We start from the raw sequence: 21,943 nt of genomic DNA on the forward strand, positions 1-21,943 counted from the left end.
CGAGATCGCCTTCCTCGGCATCGAGAGCTCGCCCTCTTTCGTCCGCCAGCCCGAGGGCAACGGCGTCGCCGAGCGCTTTATCCGTACCCTAAAAGAGAACTTCCTCTGGGTGCATACCTTCGACACCATCGAACAGCTGCGGTGCGGGCTGCAGGATTTCGTCGCCCACTACAACGCCACTTGGCTCGTCGCCAGGCACGGCTACCGCACCCCGAACCAAATCCGCGCCGAGCAACGCCGCCTTGCTCAAGGCCCGCAGGCCGCTTTACCTTTGGCCGCCTGATTAGCGCAGCCGACTGTCTCAGCATCCGGGCGCACTACAGTCGCGGCCAGTACCAACTGCCCTGCGGCGGCGTTCCAGGTCACAGCCCAAGGCCCGCCGGGACGGCCGATCTTGGTGCGCAGCAACTCCAGCTGCCAGCACTCTGCATCCAGCCTCGCCTCTGCCTCGGCTGGGTGGGCACTGATCCGCCAGCGGGTGCTGGTGGCGCTGGGGGTGACGCTGCCGTCATCCGGCCTTAGCAGCAGGCCGAGGGCGCCACCCGCCTCCGCGGCCAGCTGCAGCCGGCGTGTGGCCGTCAAATGCAGCGGATGATGACCTATCGTGTGTTCTAGTGGTAGGGCCAACACGGCTCCGCTCACGGCTGGACACCGCAGCGCCTCCTCCATCGCCCAGAGCGCGTCGGCCGAGCGACTGGTCCGGGCCAGTACCAGCTTGGCCGGTGTCAGGCCGAAGCGTGCCAACCCCGGCGGCCAAGCCAGCAGCCCATCCTGCTCGAGCGCGATCCAAAGGACAGTGCCACCGGTGCGGGCCAGCAGCAGGGCGCACAAGGCAGCGCCACAACCGGGCGAGCTGGCCAGTACATCGTGCACCGCGGCCCGCGCCAGGCCGTCACCGGGCAGCCCGTCGCAGATCGGGATGGCGTCGTGGCTGTGCCGGTCACGGATGCTGCCCTCGAGCCGCGCCACGCGGGCTCGCAGGGCTGCCAACATGGCAGCTTGGTCCAACGGAATATCCGAGGGGGCTGAAGGCATGAGCCGGCATCCGTATCGTCGTGGTCCGTCTCCCGGCAGTCGCCGGTCTGCCCTCAGGTGGTGTGTGGCGGATGAGGGGGACGCTTGAGGACGACGAAGTTCGCTCGCTCGAGCTGAGCCACGAGCTGCTCGGCCAGCAGAGTGGCTGCCATCTCCCAGGCGGCGCCGCGGCGGGGTTTGCCGCGCTCGTCGAAGCGCAGCCCGTAGGCCAGCGCAGAAGCGAGCTCCGCCTGATCGACCAATAGCAGGGGAGCATTAAACCCACTCGCGCGCTCGGCGGGAGTGTCGGACGGATCGGGCGGGGGCGGGTTCTGCGACTCCATGCTCCGACGTTGGCTGGATGGCGCGAACGAATCAAGAACAAATTTGTCGAAGCGGGTCGCCCCTGCCGAGGAAGGCCGTGTCATGCACCTGACATGTTGGACTGCTAGTAACCTTCAAAGTAGGTCGCGTGCCTTGGGAGAAAGGCACCCGGTTCCAAACCTGAGGTGATCCACTAAAAATCCGCCCGGACCACTCGATGGGCTGGTCATCATGAGCTGCTTCTGGCCCGCCGCTGGATGAATGGCCGAGCACAACGCGCTGCCGACGCGAAGCGACTCCGCCCGGACGTGCCGACCAGCATGAGGACGGCGTAGCAACATCCACCGCTGATGTGCATCGTCTCGATGCCGATGGAGATGTCGTTGCCCCTCATGCAGCACCGCGCCTCCTGGCGGGTGCAGTAGTCGGCGGCGGTCATACATACGGCGAGACAATTTATGGCAATACCGAAATATACTTTGAAGGCCGGGATGGGGTCGGCCATCTGGATCAGGGCTGTGCCGCGGGCACATCTCTCGTCGAGACGGCGTTCGGCCTGCCAGATGCTTGGCTAGGTCTTCGCATTGGTCGCCCGCCTTTAAGGAGCTTCGAAGGCCGTGCCCTCGAACTGGACCTCCTCACCGGCGAGGGCCGGTGGCGGTGAGAGCCAGAGTCGGGCGGATGCGCGGAGCTTGCATAAAGGTCCCGGTCTTGTACGGGTTTGGGCATGGCCGGCCGGGCCGGGATGGCGACCGGCTGGGCGATCACCTCCTGAAGCAACAACTGCCCACGAAAACGTATACCTTTGCCGCTTGCCGGCTTGGCCAGGGCGCGTCATGCCATCGGCATGCCAGCCTCGCTTTGCCGCGCCGCCCACCTCGTCCTCCTCCTCGCATTGATGACTGGATTGCCAGGTTGTGCCGCCCTGGTCGCCGAAAGTGCCAGCACCGCGGCCGGCGTCACCGGGGCCGGCGTATCGGATGCAATCGGCGCCAATGCGGCGGCGACCACCGCGATAGGCCTCGGTGTCCAGGCGGTTGGGCGGGCGGGGCTGCAGTATGCGCAGCGGCGGGCGCATGGGGTGGCGCAGGACAGTATCGCCCATGCTGCCGGGTCCTTGCCGGTCGGCGGCGTGGCACAATGGTCCATCCGCCATACATTGCCGATCGAGCCCGACGAGGCGGGCGAGGTGACGGTCGCGCGATTGATCGGGGCCGGCGGGCTCGAATGTAAGGAAATCGTCTTCTCGGTCGACCGGAAGCGGGAGCGCGGTTTCTACACCGCCACCATCTGCCGAGACGGCGAAGCTTGGCGCTGGGCCAGTGCAGAGCCGGCGACGGCGCGCTGGGGCTCGCTGCAATGAGGCGCTTGGCGCTGGTGCTGCTGCCGCTGGCGCTCGCCGGTTGCAACCAAGTAGCGGATGTGGCGGGGGCGGTCGCCGGTGGCGGCGCGGCGCTGGCCAGTGGCAACCCGGCGCTCGCGATCGGCGTCGGCATCGGCGTGCGTGCGGCGACCGCCGCCGGTATCCGCTATGTGGTGCGAAGCCGGCAAGGTGCGGAACAGGACGAGGTGGCGGCGGTGATCGGCACCCTCGCCCCAGGCGAGGTGCGGCGCTGGCGCATCCGCCATACCGTCCCGCTGGGCAATGAGGAGGGCGAGGTGCGGCTGGTACGGGAGATCGACAATGCCCTCGCGCCCTGCCGCGAGGCGCTGTTCTCGGTGGAGGAGGATGGCGCGCGGCACTGGTTCCTCACCACTGCCTGCCGCCAGGGGGAGAACTGGAAATGGGCGGCGGCGGAGCCTGCTGTGCCGCGCTGGGGCAGCCTGCAATAGGAAGAGGGACGCCGCTGCGGCGACGTCCCTTGGGATGCGGCTCAGTTCGGTGTCAGTACCAGCCCGGCGGCGTTGATCGTCACCGTTCCCGCCCCGGTCACCGCCGCAGCGCTCGCCAGCGCCGACCAGGTGAGCGGGTTGCCGCCGCTCGCCGCATCGAACAAGCCGACATGGGTCAGCGTGCCGGCCGCGGCGGTGAAGGTGAAGCGGATGGCGTCGGTGTTCTGCTGCGCGCCGGTGCCGCTGAAGGTCACCTTCTGGCGGGCATAGCCATTACCCACCGGCTCACCGGTGAGGCCGGTCGGGTCGCTGCCGCCGGTGCCTAGGCCGAGAAAGACCTGGCTCGGCAGGGCCGGGCTGCGGGCGCAGAGCGCGCGGCCGAGCAGGTTCTTCGCGTAATCGGTCAGGTCAGCCATGGGATGCTCCTTGGGGGTAGGGGAGAGGGACGGGTGATGCGCGCTGACCTCAGCCGACGGCCTCGACCGAGAGCAGGCGGGCGACCCAGTTGATGGTCTTGCCCGCCTCGCCGGTGCCGCTGATGGCAAGGCCGCCATTGGTGGTGTCGGCGTCGAGGGTCAGCCGCCAGGCGGCGGCGCCGCTGTCGTTGATCCCAGGGACGAAGCCGGTGCCGGCGGTGATGGCGGTGAGCGCCGGCCCGCTGCCGAGAGCGACGCCGCCGACCAGCACCGTCGCCGCCGCCGTAGCGCCGCGGCGGATGAGCAGGCTCGCCTCCCAGCTTGCCGTGTCGCCCGCTGTGCCCGCGGTGCCGCCGCCTTGGCGAGCGATGACCAGCAGCTTCAGCCGGTAGCTGCCGTTGTTCGGCAGGTTGACGGTATTCGTCGCACCGGGCGCGCTGGCATCGGCCGTGAGCCGGGCGGCATTGGCATCGCTGGTCTGCCGGCGCAGCACGAACTCGCCGGCCTGGGCGTCGCCCGTCAAGGCGAAGCGCCCGGACGCCCAAGCACCCCGGCCGAGAGTGCCGCGCAGGCTGGCATTGGCGCCGCCGGGAATCCAGCCATAGAGCCCATCGCCGGTGTTCGAGTCGCCGCCTGCGATGGAGATGCGGTTGCCGCTCGCGGAGTTGCCGATTCCGCCGCCGACAAAGCAGAGGATGCCGGTTGCCGCATTGCCGGTTCCGCCGACAACGGCGGCTTCCTGCCCCGAGGCGGTATTGCCGCCTCCGCCGGCGATGGTGGCACGGAAGCCGCTAGCAACCTGGGCTGCGGAAGTTCTGCTGGTCTGCCAGTCCACGGCATTGGCGCCGCGCGCATTGCCGCCGGTCGCGGTGTTGTCGGGCATCATACCGCTGAGGGCGCCGCTGCCCTTCGGCCCCAGCACCAGCCCGATATTGGTGTCGCTCCCCTCGGCCAGCAACGCCGCCGACGCGCCGGTCGTGCTGCCATAAAGGCCGATCCGGTTCACCGCGCTGGCCACAGGCGCAATCCGCACCGTCTCCAACCCGTTGACCGAGAGCGACAGCCCGCCTGTCGAGGCGCGGGAAAGGCCGGTCGCCGCAGCGCCGGCGAAGCCGAGGCCGGGGGCCGCGGCGGTGCCATCGGCGACGCTCGCCACCGCCCCGGCCACCGCGTAGTTCTGCGCCTTGACGAAGGCGGTGGTGGCGAGAGCCGTCGAGTTGTCCGTGCTTGCTGGCGTCGTCGCCCGCACGAAGGCGGCGCCCTTCGGCGTCAAGGTGATGCCGATGGCCGCATCGTTGCCCTGGGCCGAGAGCGTCACTGCGCTGCCGGCGATGCCGCCATCGACGCGCAGCCAGTTCACCGCCGGGGTCGTCGTATTGCCGATGGCGAGCGCCGTCGCGCCATTGGCCTGCAGCGCCACCGTACCGGTGCCCTTGGCAGCGAGCTGGAGGCCGACAATGGCATCCGCGCCCTGGGCCTGGGCCGTGACGGTGCTGCCGGTGGTGCCGCCGCCAACCAGCAGGCGGTTCACCGTGCCAACCGGCGTCGCCACCTCCAGCGCATGGCCGCCGGGGGCGCCGCCGAGGGTGAGGTTGCCGGTGGACGTCGCCCGCAATACCTCGGCGCCGCCGGCGGAGGCGGCGAGGGTGCCGCTTGTGGGAAGGAAGAGCCCGGTATCGACGCTGCCGACCGCGAGCCCGGGCCGCGCTGCCTGGCCTGCGGGGGTACCGCTGGCGAGCACCGCGTTGGTCCCGGCGTTGACGACGAGCCCGCCATCCTCGAGCAGCGGCGGGGTGCCGAGGTAGATGGCGTTTGGCGGCGCCGCGCCGCTATCGGCGATATGGATCGCCGCCGCGCCGTTGTTCCGCGTGTTGAAGCGGGTACAGCGAAGCGAGAAGATATCGAGCCTGTTGCCCGTGCCGCCCACGCGGATCGGGCTGTCTTCCACCGCGTCGGCGCGAAGGTTGCCGATCTGCACGCGGGTGTTCGAACCATCCACCTGGATCGCCGCCGAGCCTGGCAGGGGCGCCCCAGCGGCGTTGAAGATCTCGTTGTGCGAGGTGAAATTGGCGACCTGGCCGTCGGTGCCGGAGCCCTCCACCCAGAGCCCGTACCTCACGAAATCCGCATAGGCCTGGCCGATGTAGAACTTCGTCGTCACGCCGCTCTCCGAGCTGCCGAAGCGGAACATGCTGCGGTAGCCGAGGGCGAAGGCCTGGTCGATGAAGACGCCGTCGCTGCGGCGGAAGATCATGGCATCCGCATTGGCCTGCTGCCAGGCGAGGACGAAGGCGTTGGAGGTCCAGAACGTCCAGAAATGGACGCTATGGATGCGCGGGATGTCGTAGCACTGGTCGATCTCGATGCCCGTCGTCAGCACTTGGCCGCGTAGCCGGCGGATGTCGAGCCGGCCGGAGTTGCGGCAATAGATTCCCTTGTTGACGTTGCAGAGGAAGACATTGTCGAAATCGATGCCGCCGAGGCAGTCCTCGATGCGGAAGACGTAGTCATAGGCGGCCGGCGCCCAGCCGCTCACTTGCGCCGCGCTGTGCGTCTGCTGCACGGCAATGTCGCGCAGCCCGGCGCCGCGGCTGTTGACGCCGGTGAAGGTGAAGGGGGTGAAGCCCGTGGTGTTGATGCGCAGCCAGGTGCCCTGGCCGCCGCCGGGTCCCTCGGTGAAGCCGGCGCCCTGGAGGCGAATGGTGGCGCCGTTCAGCACCACCGGCGAGGCGATGCGGTAGATCTTCGGGCCGAGAAAGAGCGTGCCGCCGCCTTTCGTCTTCAGGTCGTCGATGGCGGCCTGGAAAGCGGGGCCGTCATCGGCGTTGCCGTCTCCCTTGGCGCCGTAGTCGCGCACATGCGCGCCGCGGTCGGTGAGTACCGCGCCGCGCAACTGTGCGAGGGTGGCGCGCCGGGTCTCGGTGGTGCTGCCGCTTGTCTGCACCAGCGGGGCGATGTCGGTATCGCCGAGGGCGCTGGCCGCGGGCAGCTCGCTGATCCTTGCGTCGGGCATCGGGCTCCGGTCCGGATGGGCAGGTGGGAAGGCCGCCTGCGTGTGGGGAAAGGGAGGCGAGCGAGGCGGCTACTGCTTCAGCACGTTGCCGGCTTCGTTCAGCAGGCGGCCGTCGCTCTCGACTAGGATCAGCTTCAGGTCGGGGCCGACATTGAAGCTGCGGGAGAGCACGCCGAGCGCCGGGTCCGCCGCATCCTCGATGCGGATGCGGTAGCCGGAGCCGATCGCTGGCGTCGAGAAGCTGGCCGAGGCGCCGCCGCTGACCACCGGCACCACCTGCACCGGCGGTACGATGGCGCCGCTGCCGTCGCGGAGGCTGAAGACGACTTGGCTGATCGGGCCGATCACAGTCGCAGAGACCGGGATGGTGGTGCCGGCGACGATGCCGGCGGCGAAGGGGGCGAGGATGATGGTGCGCACCACCGCTGCCGCTGCCTGGCCGAAGCCGAAGCGCTGGGCGACGCTGCGCACCGTGTTGATCGGGCCGACCGCGCCGTCGAGCGTGAGGCCAGTGCCGAGCACCGGGCCGCTGCGGATCGGCAGCAGCGCCATCGAGTCGGCAGTCTGCAGCACCATCAGGTCGCCTGGCTTGAGGCTGCCGGCGACTGCGGCGAAATAGCCTGCCGCAGTGACGGCGGCGCGGCTGTCGGGGGTGCGGTACTGCCAGAGGGTGAAGTTGTTGCCCTGGATGAGGGCTGCGAGATTGGCCGAGCTGAAGGGCACGGAAGTCTCCGTTCAACGGGCGCCGCGCCTCCCGGGAAGGGGGCTTCCGGGAGGGGGAGGGGCGCGGGGAAGGGCTGGGGGAGCGCCGGGCGCAGTTCGGCCGTCGGCGAGGGCTGGAGTACCGGAATATTCTCTTCTCGTCAAGGAAAAACGTCCTAGTTCGATAAATGTGGCTTTGGCCCTAGTCTGCGCACCGCCCGAACCCTGCCGGAGGCCGGATGCGCCACTTTGCCCTGATTGCCGCCCTGCTGCTGGCCCCTGCATTGGCCCAGGCGCAGACGGTGCTGAATGTCTACAACTGGACCGACTACATCGACCCTGACGTAGTGCAGCGCTTCCAGCAGGAGACGGGCATCCGCATCCGCTACGATGTCTATGACAGCCTGGAGACGCTGGAAGGAAAGCTTTCCGCCGGGCGCAGCGGCTACGACCTGGTCGTCCCGACCAGCGAGCCGAGCTTCGCCCGGCTGGTCCGCGCCGGCGCCTTGCGGCCGCTCGATCGGGCGAGAATCCCCAACTGGCGCAATCTTGACACGGGGCTGATGGAGCGTGCCGGGCGGGCCGATCCCGGCAATGCGCATGGGGCGATCTATCTCTGGGGTACGGTGGGTCTCGGCCTCCGGCTCGACCGGATCAGGGCGATCGCGCCCGATCTCGCGCTCGACGGGCTAGACCTGTTGCTGAAGCCGGAGAATGCGCGGCGACTCGCCGGTTGCGGCCTTGCGGTGATGGACAGTGCGACGGATGTGCTGCCCTCCGTGCTGCGCTGGCTCGGGCGCGACCCGGACAGCGCCGATGCCGGCGATCTGCGGGCGGCGGAGGCGGCGCTGCTCGCCATCCGCCCGCAGCTTCGCGGCATCCCCGGCTCCGGCGCGCTGCTCGACATGCTGGCGACGGGCGAGATCTGCGTCGCGCTGGCCTATAGCGGCGATGTTATCCAAGCCGCGGCGCGGGCGCGCGAGGCGGGGCGCGGCGTCGAGATCGGCTATGTGGCGCCTGCCGCCGGACCGCATCTCTTCTTCGATATGCTGGCGATTCCGGCCGATGCGCCGAATCCGGATGCGGCGCATGCCTTCATCGACTTCCTGCTGCGGCCGGAGGTGATCGCTGCCGTCAGCAGCCATGTGCGCTACCCGAACGCAGTGCCGGCCAGCCGGCCATTGATCGCCGCGCCGGTGCGGGAAGATTCGAATGTCTATCCGCCCGATGCGGTGCTGGCGCATGGTTTCGTCCCCGGCACGCCGGGCCCGCAGGCGGAGCGGCTGCGCAGCCGGCTCTGGAGCCGCTTCCGGGCAGGGCGCTGAGCTTGGCGCTGCTCGCGGTCGAGGGGTTGAGCAAGCGCTTCGGCGCGGCGCTGGCGCTGGACGGGCTCGACCTCGAACTGCGGCCGGGCGAGTTTCTGGCGCTGCTCGGCGGCTCCGGCTCCGGCAAGTCGACGCTGCTGCGGCTGGTGGCGGGGTTCGAGACGCCGGATGCGGGGCGTATCCTGCTGGAGGGGCGCGACCTTGCCGGGCTGCCGCCGCATGCGCGGCCGGTCGGGATGATGTTCCAGAGCTATGCGCTCTTCCCGCATCTCTCGGTCTTCGACAACGTCGCTTATGGGCTGCGGCGCGAGCGTATGGCGGCGGCCGAGATCGGGCAGCGTGTCCGCGAGGCGCTGGCCATGGTCGGGCTGGAGGCGATGGCCGGACGGAAGCCCCATCAGCTCTCCGGCGGGCAGCGGCAGCGGGTGGCGCTGGTCCGCTCGTTGGTAAAGCGGCCCCGCCTGCTGCTGCTGGATGAGCCGCTCGCCGCCCTCGATGCGGGGTTGCGCGAGCGCACCGGCCTCGAACTGCGGGCGCTGCAGCGCCGCATCGGCGCCGGCTTCGTCATGGTGACGCATGACCAAGCGGAGGCGCTGGCGCTGGCCGACCGCATCGCCGTGCTGGAGGCGGGTCGCCTTGCTCAATGCGGCCCGCCGGCCGAGCTCTACGAGCGGCCGGCGACGCGTTTCGTCGCCCGCTTCCTCGGCGCGGCCAATGTGCTGGAAGGCAAGGTCGGCGCGGACGGCGTGATGGTGGCGGGGCCCTGCCGCCTGGCCCTGCCGCATGGCGCCGCGCCCGGCGAGACCCTGGCTGTGGCGTTGCGGCCGGAGCGCATCCGCCTGCTGGAGGGCGCGCCGCCTGGGGCCAATGGCGTGGCCGGGGTGCTGCGGGACCTCGCCTATCGCGGCGACGGCTGGATGGCGCTGGTCGCCCTGCCGGACGGGACGGAGCTGCGCGTCGCCCTGCCCGCCGGAGTGGCGCCACCCGAGCCGGGATCGCACCTGGCCCTCGGCTGGCCGGCCGAGGCGCTGGTGGCGCTCCGCGCCTGATGCGCCGGCTGCTCATCCTTCTGCCACCGCTCGCATGGCTGCTGCTGCTGGTGGCGGCGCCGCTGCTGATTATCGGCCTCATTGCCTTTGCCGAGGCAGGGCCCGGGGTGCCACCCTTCATCCCACCGTTCGGCTGGGCGGGCGGGCCGGTCTGGCGGGGCAGTACCGAGAGCATCGGTACGCTCCTGGGCGAAACCTACTACCTGGAGGCCTTTCTCCGCTCACTGCTCACCGCCTTCGTCACGGCGGCGCTGTGCCTGCTGCTCGCCTATCCGATGGCCCTCGGCATCGCCGGCGCCCGTCCCTCCTGGCGGCTGCCGCTGTTGTTGCTGGTGCTGCTGCCTTTCTGGGCCGGCTTCCTGCCGCGGCTCGGCGCCTGGATCGGGCTGCTGCGGGATGGAGGGTGGGCGAACGGCGTGCTCGGCCTCGCCGGGATCGGGCCGTTACGGCTGCTCTATAGCAACCTAGCGCTCTATCTCGGCATGGTCCACGCCTACCTGCCCTTCGCCGTGCTGCCCCTGGCGACGGCGCTGCTGCGGCGAGATAGGTCGCTGGAGGAGGCGGCGGCCGATCTGGGGGCGACCCCCTTCACCGTCTTCCGCAGCGTCACCTTGCCGCTCTCGCTGCCGGCGGCGGCTTCGGCCTTCCTGCTGGTGTTCATCCCGGCGGCGGGAGAGTTCGTCATTCCCGAACTGCTCGGTCCGCCGGAGGCGCAGCTTGTCGGGCGGGTGCTCTGGGGCGAGTTCTTCCAGAACCGCGACTGGCCGCTAGCCGCGGCGCTCGCGCTCGCGATGCTGGTGCTGCTGCTGCCGCCCATCCTGCTCTTCCAGCGGCTTGGGAGGCGGGGATGAGGCGGATCGGCCTGGCGCTTGGCCTCGGCTTCCTCTGGGCGCCGATCCTGCTGATGGTGCTCTACGCTTTCAGCGCCGACCGCATCCCCTTCCAATGGGGCGGGTTCTCGCTACGCTGGTTCGCGGCGCTCGCCGCCAATGAGCGGATGCGGGAGGCAGCCTTGCTCTCGCTCCGCATTGCCGCCGGGGCGGCGACGCTGGCGACACTCCTCGGCGGCCTTGCCGGCTGGGCGCTGGCGCGGTTCGGTCCGTTCCGAGGCCGGACGCTGCTCGGGGCGTTGGCCAGCGCACCGCTGGTGCTGCCGGAGGTGGTGACGGGGCTCTCCCTGCTGCTGCTCTTCGTCCTGGCACAGGGGGCGGTGGAGGCCTGGCTCGGCTGGGCGCCCGGCCGCGGGGCGGCGACCATCCTGCTCGCCCATGCGACCATCGGCCTCGCCTATGTCGCGGTCGTCGTGCAGGCGCGGCTGGCGGCGCTCGACCCGAGCTTGGAGGAAGCGGCGGCCGATCTTGGCGCCGAGCCCTTCACCATCTTCCGCACCGTGACCCTGCCACTCATTGCACCGAGTCTTGCCGCGGGCTGGCTGCTGGCCTTCACCCTCTCGCTCGACGATGTGGTGGTGGCAAGCTTCGTCTCCGGCCCGGCCGGGACGACCCTGCCGATGCTGGTCTTTTCCGCCCTCAAGGTCGGGCTGACGCCCGAGGTGAACGCGCTGGCGGCACTGTTCCTGGCGCTGGCAGCACTGTTCGTTGGGGCGGCGGGACTGTTTTTGGCCCGTCGGGCGAATGGCGCGGGTTGAAGCGGCGGGGGGGGGGGGGGAGTTTCCCCGCCTTCGCCAGAACCAGGGCCACGACCCCATGAAGCTCATTGCCGACCGCCTCGACCGCATCTCCCCCTCGCTGACCATTGCGATGACCAGCAAGGCCCGGGCGCTGAAGGCGGCGGGGAAGGATATCGTCGGCCTCTCTTCGGGCGAGCCCGATTTCGACACCCCACGCAACGTGAAGGATGCGGCGATCGCCGCCATCGAGCGTGGTGAGACGAAGTACACCGATGTCGCCGGCACGCCGGCGCTGCGGAGGGCTGTCTGCGAGCGGTTCAAGGCCGACCATGGCCTGGACTTCAAGCCCGAGGAGATCCTGATCGCCACCGGCGGCAAGCAGGTGATATTCGACGCGCTGCTCGCCACCATCAATCCGGGCGACGAGGCCATCATCCCGGCGCCCTGCTGGGTGAGCTACCCGGACATCGTCGAGCTGGCCGAGGGCAAGCCCGTCATCGTCGCCTGCGACCAGAACAGCGGCTTCAAGCTTCGTCCCGAGCAGCTCGAGGCGGCGATCACCCCGAAGACCAAGTGGTTCCTGCTCAACAATCCCTGCAACCCGACCGGAGCCGCCTACAATGCGGAGGAGCTGAAGGCGCTGACGGACGTGCTGATGCGCCACCCGGATGTTTGGGTCTTCACTGACGACATCTACGAGAAGCTCGCCTATGACGGCTTCCGCCCGGCGACGATTCTCGAGGTCGAGCCGCGGCTGCGCGACCGTACGGTGACGATGAACGGCTGCTCCAAGGCCTATGCGATGACCGGCTGGCGCATCGGTTATGCTGCGGCACCCGTGCATCTCATCAAGCAGATGGACAAGCTGCAAAGCCAGTCCACCTCCAACACCAGCAGCGTCAGCCAGGCGGCGGCCGTCGAGGCGCTGACCGGGCCGCAGGACAGCATCGATGTCATGCGCACCGCCTACAAGCGGCGCCGCGACATGATGGTGGAGGAGCTGAACGCAGCGCCGGGACTCTATTGCCACAAGCCGGAGGGTGCCTTCTACGTCTTCCCGAGCATGCAGGGCTGCATCGGCAAGACGACCAAGGGCGGCAAGGCCATCGCCAGCGACGAGGATTTCTGCACGGCGCTGCTGGAGGAGGAGGGCGTCGCCTGCGTTCATGGCGCGGCCTTCATGTATCCGGGCCACTTCCGCATCAGCTACGCGACCAGCGACGCGGTGCTGAAGGAGGCTTGCGCCCGCATCCGCCGCTTCTGCGAAGGGATGAGGTAAGCCGCCATGCCATCGCTCGCGCAGCGCCTCCGGGAGGTGCAGGTCTCCGCCTCCGCCGCCATGACCCAGCGTGCACGGGAGCTGCGCGGGCAAGGCATCGAGGTCATCAGCCTCTCGAATGGGGAGCCGGACTTCGCCTCCCCGCCGCATGCCATCGAGGCGGCGCATCGGGCGGCGCTCAGCGGCGATACCAAGTACCCGCCCCAGGGCGGCACGCCGGCGCTGAAGGCGGCGATCGCGCGCAAGTTCAAGCGCGACAACGGCCTCGACTACGCCGCCGACGAGATCATCGTCGGCAATGGCGGCAAGCAGGTGATCTTCAACGCCTTCATGGCGACGCTCGACCCGGGCGATGAGGTGGTGATCCCTTCGCCCTTCTGGATCAGCTATGCCGACATGGCGAAGCTTGCCGGCGGCGTGCCGGTCACTGTCGCCTGCCCGCAGAACAACGGCTTCAAGCCGCGGCCCGAGGACATCGAGGCCGCGATCACGCCGAAGACGAAGTGGGTGCTGCTGAACTTCCCCGGCAATCCAACCGGCGCGGTGCCCTCGCGCGACGAGATGCGTGCCATCGCCGACGTGCTGATGCGGCACCCGCATGTCTGGGTCATGACCGACGACATGTACGAGCACCTGCTCTATGACGGCTTCGAGTACCACACCATCGCCGCAGTGGAGCCGGGGCTGAAGGACCGCACGCTGACGGTCAACGGCTGCTCCAAGACCTATGCGATGACCGGTTGGCGCGTCGGCTTCGGCGGCGGTCCGGCCCCGCTCATCAAGGGCATGTTCAACATGCAGGGCCAGGCGACGGCCGGCGTCTCCACCATCAGCCAGGCGGCGGCCGTGGCGGCGCTCGACGGGCCGCAGGATTTCGTCAAGCGCAATGCCGAGGTCTATCGCCAGCGCCGCGACATGGTGGTGGAAATGCTGAACGCCTGTCCCGGCGTCACCTGCCACAAGCCGGAGGGCGCCTTCTACGTCTTCCCGAACCTCGCCGGCTGCCTCGGCAAGACTACCAAGGGCGGGCGCAGGATCGGGACGGATACCGATTTCGTCACGGCGCTGCTGGAGGAGAAGCGCGTCGCAGCCGTCCAGGGCACGGCCTATGGGATGAGCCCCTATATGCGCATCTCCTATGCCACCGACACCGCCAGCCTCACCGAGGCCTGCACGCGCATCCAGGAGTTTTGCCGGGACCTGCGATGATCCGCCCCGGCCGGGACGAGGATGCCGAAGGCTTCATCCGCCTGATCGGCGATTGCTGGGCGGAATTCCCCAACTGCATCCTCGACGTGGACCGCGAGGCGCCGGAACTCCGGGCGCTGGCCAGCTATTTCGCCAAGGCGGGCGGCGCGCTCTGGGCGGCGGAGCGGGAGGGCAGTGTGGTCGGCATGGTCGGCACCAGGCCGCTCAACAACGACCAGGCCTATGAGATCTGCCGGATGTATGTTGCGGTGCCGGAGCGCGGCACCGGCCTCTCGCAACGGCTGCTTGATACGGCCGAAGCGAATGCCCGCGCCGCAGGTGCACAGCGCCTCGTACTCTGGACCGATACCCGCTTCGATGTGGCTCACCGCTTCTACGAGAAGCGTGGCTATTTGCGCCAGGGCGCCATTCGCATCCTCGACGACATCTCGAAATCCCTTGAATTCCGCTATGCCAAGCCGGCCGCCGGGCTGGTGGTGGAAGCCTTGGATGCCGCCGCCGCGGCCAGCGCGGAGCGGCGCCTGTCCGAGATCTTGGTCGCTTGTGTCGATGAGGGCGCCAGCGTCTCCTTCCTCAAGCCGCTCGCGCCCGATGTGGCGCGGGGTTTCTGGAAGAAGATGGCGGCCGATGTCGCCGCCAATCGCCGGGTGCTGCTCGCTGCCTGGCTGGATGGCGACCTCGTCGGCACGGTGCAGCTCCATCTCGACACGCCGCAGAACCAGCCGCATCGTGCCGACCTTGCGAAATTGCTGGTCGCCCCAGCCGCTCGCCGCCGCGGTGTCGCCCGCGCGCTGATGCGCCGGGCGGAGCAGACCGCGCAGCGCCTTCACCGCCGCCTGCTCGTCCTCGACACGCTCGCCGGCGATGCCGGGGAGCCGCTTTACCGCAGCCTCGGCTGGCAGGAGGCCGGGCGCATCCCAGGCTACGCGCTGGACGAGACCGGTGCCGCCCATGCCACCGTTATTTTCTGGAAGGAGATCTGACCGAATGATCTCGCCGGACTGGTGCCCCAGGATGACCAAGGATTCGCTGGTTGGCACGCTCCACTGGTTCAGCAGCGCCTCGCGGCAGGCGATGGCCTCGCCCGGCACCGTGACTGCGAACCATTTCCTTAGCCGCCCGTCCCGTTGCCGTGGTCAGGCGCATACACCGATCACTCAAGCCGGCATCCGCCCGGTGACGGCCAGCCTGCGCCAGATGGTCGTCCCGGGACATCCGTCCTCGCACCATGACCGTTACAAGTATAGTAAAAACCGATAATACGATTGCCCCAATGAACGGGATGGGTGAGGGTCCGGGATCAGGTTGAGGACAGCCCAATGACAGCGCCTCCGGCCGATACCGAGGAAACCATGATCCGCCGCGGCCCGCGCCTCCCCGAGGCGCCGGAGCCGATGCTGCATGTGCTGGTCCTGGCTGCGGAGAATGGAGAGACCCGGCGAATCCCGCTCGGGCCGACGCCCTTTCGCATCGGCCGGGTCGTTGGCAACGACCTGGTGCTGCCGGCACCCGAGGTCTCGCGCAACCACGCCGTGCTGACGGTGGTGGGAGAGGAGGCGAGCCTCACCGATCTCGGCTCGACCAACGGCACTTGGCTCGATGGCGCGCGGCTCGAGGGCAACGCTCCGCTGGCGCCCGGGGCGCGGCTCGCCATCGGCCCCTTCGCCCTGCAGTACCAGCGTGGCCGCCAGCGCGAGATGGAACGCGCCGCCGAGCTGGAGCGCGAGATGGAGCGGGCCATCCGCTACGTGCAGGCATTGCTGCCGCCGCCCATCCCGGAAGGACGGGTGCGAGCGGAATGGAGCTTCCTGCCCTCCGCCAGTATCGGCGGCGATGCCTTCGGCTACCGCTGGCTGGATGCGGAGCGCTTCGCCATTTTCATCCTCGACGTGGCGGGGCATGGCGCCGGCTCCGCCCTGCTCGCCGTCTCGGTGATGAACATGCTGCGCGCCGGCGTCGGGAGCGACCCGGCCGCGGTGCTGGCCGGGCTCAACTCCAGCTTCCAGATGGAGGAGCAGGGGGGCCTGTTCTTCACCATCTGGTACGGCGTCGCCGATCTTGCGGCGCGGCGCCTCGACTACTCCGCTGCCGGGCATCATGCCGGCTACCTGCTCCAGCCTGGCGTTGTAACAGCCGAGGCGCTGACCACTCGCAACCCTCCGGTCGGGATGATGCCGGGAATCCACTTTCGCACCGGCAGCGCGGCCTTGCCCGCCGGAGCCCGGCTGCTGCTCTTCAGCGACGGCGCCTTCGAGACCCGGGCGCCTGACGGCCGCCAGCTCGGTCTTGAGGATTTCCTGCCGCATCTGCCGCTTGCCGTCCCGCCGGCGGCTGGCGCGGCGGAGCGTTTGTTGCAAGTGGCGAGGTCCCTTTCGAGACCGGGTCCTTTCGAGGATGATGTCTCCATACTGTCGCTGGACTTCTCGTGACGACACGGTGAAGCCACCCGCACAATGACGAGGATGACCCGATGGATTTCGTGCTGACCGAACTCGACTCCGGCACCAATCGGGTGACCTTGAGCGGCCGGCTCGATGCAGTGGGCGCCGAGGCGATCGATCTGCGCTTCACCTCCACCGTCGGCAGCGTCGCGAAGAATGCGCTGGTCGACCTGACGGAGGTCAGCTTCGTCGCCTCGCTCGGGCTGCGAATGTTCATCTCGGTGGCCCGGGTACTGCAACGGCGCGGCGCGCAGATGATCCTGTTCGGTGCACAGTCACAGGTGATGGAGGTCTTCAATACCATCGCCCTCGACCAGATGATCCCGATCGTCGCCACCGAGGCGGAAGCGCGGGCCCGCCTCGCCGCGTGATCTTCCGTCAGCGGATCGCCGGCGGAGCGGCCGAGGTTTCGGTGGCGCAGGCGGCACTGGCCGGGTGGATGGCAGCCGCCGGCGCCAGCCCGCGCAGCATTACCCGAGCCGAAATGGTGTTGGAGGAATTGGCGCTGAACGCGCAGCGTCATGGCGGCGCACCGGAAGTCCTGGTGGAGGCCAGCATCGCGGCAGGTCTTTGCACCTTGGCTCTTGAGGATTCCGGCCAGCCTTTCGACCCGACCGCCGGCGCACTGCAACCGCCCGCCGCCTCGCTGGAGGCGGCACCAATCGGCGGCCTCGGCCTCGCCCTGGTGCGGCGCAATGCCGAGGCCCTGCGCTACAGCCGCAGCGCGGACGGGTATAACCGGATCGAGGTCGACTTGGCGCTCAGCTGAGGAAGCGGGCGAGCCAGATCAGCACCTCCTCCGGTGCTTCCTCGGCCAAGTAGTGGCCGCTGTCGACGCCGCCGCCTGTCACCTCTCCCGCCGCATAGTCACGCCAGATGGCGAGCGGGTCGTACCATTTGGGGATGGAGCCCTTGGAGCCCCAGAGCGCCAGCAAGGGGCACTGCACCTTCCGCCCGGCGGCGCGGCTGGCCCGGTCATGTTCCAGGTCGATCCCCGTCGCGGCGCGGTAATCCTCGCAGATCGCGCGCACCGTGCCCTCCTCCCGCAGCGCGGCCAGGTAGTCGGCCCGCGCCTCGGGATGGAAGAAGCCGCGATCCTTGGGCTCCCGCGAGGTATGCAGGTCGAACCAATCCTCCACGTCGCGCAGGATCATGCGCTCCGGCTTGTCATGCGGCTGGGCGAGGAAGAACCAGTGATAGTAGCCGAGCGCGAACTCCATGCTGGTACGCTCGAAATGCGCGAGCGTCGGGATGATGTCCATGGTGCAGAGTCGCTCGACCCGCTCCGGATGGTCGAGCGCCAGCCGGTGCGCGACGCGGGCGCCGCGGTCATGGCTGACAACGGTGAAGCGCTCATGCCCGAGCCCCGACATCAGCGCGACCAGATCCTCCGCCATTGCCTGCTTCGCCATGGCGGCGCTGTCCGGCAGGGCAGGCGGCTTCTGCGAGAAACCGTAGCCGCGAATATCGGGCGCGACGATGGTGAAGCGCCGGGCCAGCGTCGGGGCGAGCTTGTGCCACATCGCATGGGTTTGCGGATTCCCGTGCAGCAGCAGCAAGGGCGGTCCGCTACCCCCACGGCGGAGGCGGATGCGCTGGCCATTGGCCTCGCGGTGCTCCAGCGTGAAACCTTCGAAGAACATGAGCGACCTCCGGCCTGCGATCGTCCTGGATGGAGCACCCAGGGCCTGGATCCGCCGTCAGTCTGCGGTCATCAGGCGCCGGGCGCCAGGATCTGCGCGGGCGAGGCCTCGGTCGATTTCGGCGCAACCTGGCGCCAGCCCTGCCCGGTCCAGATACGCGCTACGACCTCCACTTTGCCATTTGCATCGATGCGGATGTCGTTGAAGGCATTCGGCTCGCCGCGCAGGCGGTGCGAGGTGCTGGTGGCCGACAATACCACGGTCAGACGCTCCTTGGCGGCATCGTCCGGAACCACCGCCGCCGGCTCCGCCACGTCACCGACATGAAGATGGCCGGAGAGGACCAGCCGGACCCCCTGCCGGGCGAAAGCTTCGAGCGCCATCGCCGCCCCGCCCACCAACTGCGCCTCCGGTGCCGCTCGCGGCGGCAGGAACGGGTGGTGTGCCACGACGATGCGCGTGAGGCCCGGCGGCATGGCCGCCAACCGCGCCTCGCAGCGCGCCAGCCGCCCGCTGCCGACCCGCCCGCGCGACCAGTCGAGATAGAAGCCCGCCCGCCGAGCGGTGTTCAGCCCGACCACCCCGATCCGTCCGTCCTGGAAGACCGGCTCTGTCTCCGGGGCGATGAAGCGGCGCCAGCGCGCATAAGGGTCGAGGAAGCGCTCCACCAGCTTGAAGGGCGTGATGTCATGATTGCCCGGAACCACCAGCACGGGCGCTTGTAACCCGCCGATGAAGGTCCGCGCGGCGCGGAATTCGCTCCGCCGCGCTCGCATGGTGAGGTCGCCGCTGATGGCGATGAGGTGAGGCGGGTCGCGGTTCAGCTCCTCCGCTAGCGCGGCGACGACATCGGGCAGCTCGGCGCCGAAATGGAGGTCGGAGATATGGGCGATGCGATGCATGGGGATTCAGGCCTCCGCCGTGGCCGCAAGGCGCGGCGCCACCGCCGATGCAGCCGGAACGATGACGCGGAGCGCTCCGGACCGGATCGTGTAGTGCAGCGGCGGGGCGAGCAGCAGCGCCTCGCCGTCATTCATCACGCGGAGGCTCCGCCGCCGGCTGTAAATGGTGATCTCTCGCGCCGGCCGCTCATCGAGCTCAGGCCTGCGCCGCCAGCGGCCGAGCGCCATCGCCGCCAGCATCCTGGCGGTCCACCAGGGGCCGAATTCATGGGTCTGGTAGAGGACGAGCTCACCCCGGTCGAGCCGCGGTCGGCTGAAGAAGGCGCCGACGCCCTCCGCATAGGCGTTGTTGGCGACGGCAAGCGCGCGGAGGAAGACCGGCTGCTCCACCTTGCCATCGAGCGCGAGGCGGAGGCGCATCGGTCGGTAGCGCAGCATGGTCCGCAATGCGGCGAGCATCAGCCGCACCTGCCCACCGGTGCCGCGATGCCGCTCCCGGTGCCGCCCGATCGCGGTCGGCAGGCCGAGGACGGAGAGGCATAGGAAGACATGGGCGTTCACCGCGGCCACGTCGATTGTCCGGACCTCGCCATGCGCCAGCGCCTCTGCCGCCGCCTCGAGCCCGAGCGGGATGCCAAGGTCCTTCGCCAGCATGTTCATGGTGCCGAGCGGCAGGATGCCGAGGGCGATGCCCGTCCCGGCCAGGCGCTGTGCCGCTGCGGCGATGGTGCCGTCCCCGCCGCCTACCACCACGGCCTCCATCCCGAGTGCCACCGCCCGGTCCAGCCGGCGGCCGAGATCGGGTTCCTTCCCCTCGTGCAGGATGCTGGGCGCGAGGCCGGCGGCGGCGAGTCGCTCCGCCACTTCCTCGGCCGCGTGCTCCCGGCCCAGCAGCCCGCCCGAGCGGGCATTGATGACGACGGCGACCTTTCGCATCGCCGCAGAACGACGACGGCAGCGCCGGGTTCACGCCCTTACCGGATCATTTTCGAAACATCATGCCAGCCGGTTGACCGCCGTGCCGCGGCGGGCGAGCCTCACCGTCGAAAAGGATGGAGGAAGCCATGTCCGAGGATAGTGCCCTGTTCGACAAGGGCTTGCCGATCCGTCGCGAGGTGCTCGGCGCCGAGTATGTCGATGCCTCCATGGCGAAGGCCGACGACTTCATGATGTCCTTCCAGCGCGCCACCACGGCGATCGCCTGGGGCTGGGCCTGGGGTGACCCGACGCTGGACCGCAAGACGCGCAGCCTTATTAACCTCGCCATGCTGACGGCGCTGAACCGCGCGCCGGAGATCAAGCTGCATGTGAAGGGTGCGTTGAACAACGGTGTCACGGTCGAGGAGATCAAGGCGGCGCTGCTGCATGCCACGGCCTATTGCGGTATCCCCGCAGGGCTCGATGCCTTCAAGGCGGCGCATGAGGTGCTGGTGAAGGAAGGCGCGCTCAAGTGAGCAGGCCGATCCGTCGCATCGGCTTCGTCGGCATCGGCAATATGGGCTGGCCGATGGCGGCCAACTTGGTGAAAGCGGGCTTCGACGTCGCGGTCTGCGACGCGGTGCCCGGCCGCGCCGCGCAATTCGCGGAGGAGATCGGCGGCCGGCCCGCCGGAAGCCCGGCTGAGGCGGCGCGCGATGCCGATGCGGTCGTTACCATTCTGCCGACGAGCAAGCAGGTAGCAGAGGTGGCCACCGAACTGGCCGCTACCCTCGCCGCCGGCGCCCTCGTCATCGACATGACCAGCGGCCAGCCGGCGACGACGCGCGAGGTCGCCGCCGAACTCGGCCGGAAGGGCATCGGCATGATCGACGCCCCCGTCTCAGGCGGTGTGCCGCGGGCCAAGAATGGCAGCCTCGCCATTATGTTGGGCGGCGAGGACACCCTGCTCGACCGCGCCGAGCCGGTGCTGAAGGCAATGGGCACCAGCCTGCATCGCTGCGGCGGCATCGGCGCCGGCCAGGCGATGAAGGCGCTGAACAACCTCGCCTCGGCGGGCAATTTTATGCTCGGCGTGGAGGTGATGCTGATCGGCCAGCGCTTCGGCCTCGATCCGGCGAAGATGGTGGATGTGCTCAATGCCTCCTCCGGCATGTCGGACAGCAGCCAGCGGAAATTCAAACAGTTCGTCCTCAGCCGCCGCTTCGACGATGGCTTCGCGTTGGAGTTGATGGTGAAGGATCTCGGTATCGCCCTCGAGGTCGGGCGACAGACCGCGACGCCGACGCCGCTCGCCGCGCTGGCCAAGGAGTTGTGGACGGCGGCGCTCGCCTCGCTCGGGCCGGGGAACAACCACACCGCCGGTGCCCAGCTTCCCGAGAAGTTGGCGGGCGAGATCCTGGGAGGAAATAAATAGGATGATCTGGGAGGCCTATGCGATCCGTTACGGGCGGCATGACCGGCCCGCCCAATCGAATTTCCTGCTGCCGGTGCAGGATCCTCATGAGGCCATGCCACTCGACTATTTTGTCTGGCTGCTGCGGGCGCCGGACGGGCACGAGATCGTCGTCGATACCGGCTTCGACGCCGCCTGCGCCGAGCGTCGCGGCCGCACGCTGAGCCGCTCCGTCGCCGACAGCCTCAAGGCGATGGGCAGCGACCCGGCCCGGGTGCGGGACGTGGTCGTCACCCATCTGCATTACGACCATGCCGGCAGCGTCGAGCTTTTCACCGGGGCGAAGATCCATATCCAGGAGCGGGAGATGGCCTTCGCCACGGGCAAGCACATGTGCACCGCCTGCATCCGACTGCCCTTCGAGGCGGATCATGTCGTCTCCATGGTCCGCGCCCTCTTCGCCGACAAGGTTGTCTTCCATGACGGCGAGGGAGAGGTGGCGCCCGGCGTGACGGTCCATCGCGTCGGCGGCCATTCGGACGGGCTGCAGGTGGTGCGGGTGCAGACCGCCCGCGGCCCGGTCGTCATCGCCTCGGACGCGATGCACTTCTATGCCAATGACCGGCAGGGCAATCCCTTCCCGATCATCTTCGACCTCGGCGCCATGACCCAGGGTTGGCGCATCGCCCGTCGCCTGGCCGGAGGCGACGAGACCCGGGTGATCCCCGGCCATGACCCGGAGGTACGCAGCCGTTTCCCCGCCGTGCCGGGGCAGGGTGGTGACGTGGTCGCTCTGCACCTGCCGCCGTTGGGGTGAGGGGTCGCGCCCTT

The 21,943-nt window shown here is 69.2% G+C and carries 24 protein-coding genes; 16 read left to right on the plus strand and 8 right to left on the minus strand.

Going from position 1 to position 21,943, the window contains the following annotated elements:
- The coding region (locus tag EP26_RS03095; protein ID WP_043335731.1) for an integrase core domain-containing protein at nucleotides 1-283 on the plus strand (283 nt) is incomplete at its 5' end.
- Here EP26_RS03095 and EP26_RS03100 read toward each other — a convergent pair.
- Together EP26_RS03100 and EP26_RS34620 are read right to left on the minus strand one after the other, a co-directional pair.
- Nucleotides 247-993 carry an ImuA family protein gene (locus EP26_RS03100; protein WP_043335734.1) on the minus strand — a complete coding sequence of 249 codons (747 nt, stop codon included), beginning with the start codon at nucleotides 991-993 and terminating at the stop codon, nucleotides 247-249. The genes EP26_RS03095 and EP26_RS03100 overlap by 37 nt on opposite strands.
- A 95-nt stretch (nucleotides 994-1,088) precedes the next feature.
- Complete coding sequence (locus EP26_RS34620; protein WP_157033393.1) at nucleotides 1,089-1,358, minus strand: hypothetical protein; 270 nt, start codon at nucleotides 1,356-1,358, stop codon at nucleotides 1,089-1,091.
- Between the two features lie 827 nt (nucleotides 1,359-2,185).
- Here EP26_RS34620 and EP26_RS03110 point away from each other — a divergent pair.
- Together EP26_RS03110 and EP26_RS03115 are read left to right on the plus strand one after the other, a co-directional pair.
- Nucleotides 2,186-2,701, plus strand: coding sequence for a hypothetical protein (locus EP26_RS03110; protein ID WP_043336069.1), 516 nt, complete (start codon nucleotides 2,186-2,188; stop codon nucleotides 2,699-2,701).
- Entirely contained in the window at nucleotides 2,698-3,171 is a 474-nt protein-coding gene (locus tag EP26_RS03115; RefSeq protein ID WP_043335738.1) for a hypothetical protein, read from the plus strand. The genes EP26_RS03110 and EP26_RS03115 overlap by 4 nt, the downstream gene beginning before the upstream one ends.
- A gap of 41 nt (nucleotides 3,172-3,212) precedes the next feature.
- Here EP26_RS03115 and EP26_RS03120 read toward each other — a convergent pair whose 3' ends face one another.
- The 3 genes from EP26_RS03120 to EP26_RS03130 all read right to left on the minus strand — a co-directional run bounded on the left by EP26_RS03120 (nucleotide 3,213) and on the right by EP26_RS03130 (nucleotide 7,323).
- Nucleotides 3,213-3,587 (minus strand): phage tail fiber protein, encoded by a 375-nt coding sequence (locus EP26_RS03120; protein ID WP_043335740.1) that lies wholly within the window; start codon nucleotides 3,585-3,587, stop codon nucleotides 3,213-3,215.
- A 49-nt stretch (nucleotides 3,588-3,636) separates the two neighbouring features.
- Nucleotides 3,637-6,600, minus strand: coding sequence for a glycosyl hydrolase family 28-related protein (locus EP26_RS03125; protein ID WP_043335742.1), 2,964 nt, complete (start codon nucleotides 6,598-6,600; stop codon nucleotides 3,637-3,639).
- 69 nt (nucleotides 6,601-6,669) lie between these two features.
- Nucleotides 6,670-7,323: a hypothetical protein gene (locus EP26_RS03130; protein WP_043335743.1), complete on the minus strand. Its 654-nt coding sequence runs from the start codon at nucleotides 7,321-7,323 to the stop codon at nucleotides 6,670-6,672.
- 218 nt (nucleotides 7,324-7,541) lie between these two features.
- Between EP26_RS03130 and EP26_RS03135 the strand changes: the two genes are divergently transcribed.
- The 10 genes from EP26_RS03135 (at nucleotide 7,542) to EP26_RS31625 (ending at nucleotide 17,004) form a co-directional block, all read left to right on the plus strand.
- Nucleotides 7,542-8,627: an extracellular solute-binding protein gene (locus EP26_RS03135; RefSeq protein ID WP_043335746.1), complete on the plus strand. Its 1,086-nt coding sequence runs from the start codon at nucleotides 7,542-7,544 to the stop codon at nucleotides 8,625-8,627.
- Nucleotides 8,628-8,629: 2 nt separating this feature from the next.
- The gene (locus EP26_RS03140; protein WP_084112289.1) at nucleotides 8,630-9,676 is read left to right on the plus strand and encodes an ABC transporter ATP-binding protein; all 1,047 of its coding nucleotides are present in this window, start codon (nucleotides 8,630-8,632) and stop codon (nucleotides 9,674-9,676) included.
- Nucleotides 9,676-10,527 carry an ABC transporter permease gene (locus tag EP26_RS03145; protein ID WP_043335752.1) on the plus strand — a complete coding sequence of 284 codons (852 nt, stop codon included), beginning with the start codon at nucleotides 9,676-9,678 and terminating at the stop codon, nucleotides 10,525-10,527. Before EP26_RS03140 ends, EP26_RS03145 begins: the two co-directional genes overlap by 1 nt.
- On the plus strand, nucleotides 10,524-11,324 hold the full coding sequence (locus tag EP26_RS03150) for an ABC transporter permease (RefSeq protein ID WP_043335755.1): 801 nt from the start codon (nucleotides 10,524-10,526) through the stop codon (nucleotides 11,322-11,324). The genes EP26_RS03145 and EP26_RS03150 overlap by 4 nt, the downstream gene beginning before the upstream one ends.
- Nucleotides 11,325-11,382: 58 nt before the next feature.
- Complete coding sequence (locus EP26_RS03155) at nucleotides 11,383-12,585, plus strand: pyridoxal phosphate-dependent aminotransferase (RefSeq protein ID WP_043335757.1); 1,203 nt, start codon at nucleotides 11,383-11,385, stop codon at nucleotides 12,583-12,585.
- A gap of 6 nt (nucleotides 12,586-12,591) precedes the next feature.
- Nucleotides 12,592-13,794, plus strand: a complete 1,203-nt coding sequence (locus tag EP26_RS03160; protein WP_043335759.1) for a pyridoxal phosphate-dependent aminotransferase — start codon at nucleotides 12,592-12,594, stop codon at nucleotides 13,792-13,794.
- Nucleotides 13,791-14,777, plus strand: coding sequence for a GNAT family N-acetyltransferase (locus tag EP26_RS03165; protein WP_043335761.1), 987 nt, complete (start codon nucleotides 13,791-13,793; stop codon nucleotides 14,775-14,777). Before EP26_RS03160 ends, EP26_RS03165 begins: the two co-directional genes overlap by 4 nt.
- A gap of 336 nt (nucleotides 14,778-15,113) precedes the next feature.
- On the plus strand, nucleotides 15,114-16,223 hold the full coding sequence (locus EP26_RS03170; protein WP_052388745.1) for a PP2C family protein-serine/threonine phosphatase: 1,110 nt from the start codon (nucleotides 15,114-15,116) through the stop codon (nucleotides 16,221-16,223).
- A 41-nt stretch (nucleotides 16,224-16,264) separates the two neighbouring features.
- Nucleotides 16,265-16,606, plus strand: coding sequence for an STAS domain-containing protein (locus EP26_RS03175; RefSeq protein WP_052388746.1), 342 nt, complete (start codon nucleotides 16,265-16,267; stop codon nucleotides 16,604-16,606).
- On the plus strand, nucleotides 16,603-17,004 hold the full coding sequence (locus tag EP26_RS31625; protein WP_052388747.1) for an ATP-binding protein: 402 nt from the start codon (nucleotides 16,603-16,605) through the stop codon (nucleotides 17,002-17,004). Before EP26_RS03175 ends, EP26_RS31625 begins: the two co-directional genes overlap by 4 nt.
- Here EP26_RS31625 and EP26_RS03185 read toward each other — a convergent pair.
- From EP26_RS03185 to EP26_RS03195, 3 genes are all read right to left on the minus strand, one after another.
- Nucleotides 16,997-17,878: an alpha/beta fold hydrolase gene (locus tag EP26_RS03185; protein WP_043335763.1), complete on the minus strand. Its 882-nt coding sequence runs from the start codon at nucleotides 17,876-17,878 to the stop codon at nucleotides 16,997-16,999. The genes EP26_RS31625 and EP26_RS03185 overlap by 8 nt on opposite strands.
- A gap of 71 nt (nucleotides 17,879-17,949) precedes the next feature.
- Nucleotides 17,950-18,780: a metallophosphoesterase family protein gene (locus tag EP26_RS03190; RefSeq protein ID WP_043335767.1), complete on the minus strand. Its 831-nt coding sequence runs from the start codon at nucleotides 18,778-18,780 to the stop codon at nucleotides 17,950-17,952.
- A 6-nt stretch (nucleotides 18,781-18,786) separates the two neighbouring features.
- Nucleotides 18,787-19,716, minus strand: a complete 930-nt coding sequence (locus EP26_RS03195; RefSeq protein ID WP_043335768.1) for a diacylglycerol/lipid kinase family protein — start codon at nucleotides 19,714-19,716, stop codon at nucleotides 18,787-18,789.
- Nucleotides 19,717-19,844: 128 nt separating this feature from the next.
- Here EP26_RS03195 and EP26_RS03200 point away from each other — a divergent pair, with 128 nt between their 5' ends.
- Genes EP26_RS03200 through EP26_RS03210 form a run of 3 tightly spaced genes read left to right on the plus strand, consistent with a single transcriptional unit; the run spans nucleotide 19,845 to nucleotide 21,929 of the window.
- A complete protein-coding gene (locus EP26_RS03200; protein WP_043335771.1) occupies nucleotides 19,845-20,234 on the plus strand; it encodes a carboxymuconolactone decarboxylase family protein in 390 nt (129 codons plus the stop codon).
- The gene (locus tag EP26_RS03205) at nucleotides 20,231-21,133 is read left to right on the plus strand and encodes an NAD(P)-dependent oxidoreductase (protein WP_043335773.1); all 903 of its coding nucleotides are present in this window, start codon (nucleotides 20,231-20,233) and stop codon (nucleotides 21,131-21,133) included. The genes EP26_RS03200 and EP26_RS03205 overlap by 4 nt, the downstream gene beginning before the upstream one ends.
- A gap of 1 nt (nucleotide 21,134) precedes the next feature.
- Nucleotides 21,135-21,929: an N-acyl homoserine lactonase family protein gene (locus EP26_RS03210; RefSeq protein ID WP_043335774.1), complete on the plus strand. Its 795-nt coding sequence runs from the start codon at nucleotides 21,135-21,137 to the stop codon at nucleotides 21,927-21,929.
- Nucleotides 21,930-21,943 lie beyond the last annotated feature (14 nt).

The organism is Belnapia moabensis DSM 16746 (assembly GCF_000745835.1).
Classification (GTDB): Bacteria; Pseudomonadota; Alphaproteobacteria; order Acetobacterales; family Acetobacteraceae; genus Belnapia; species Belnapia moabensis.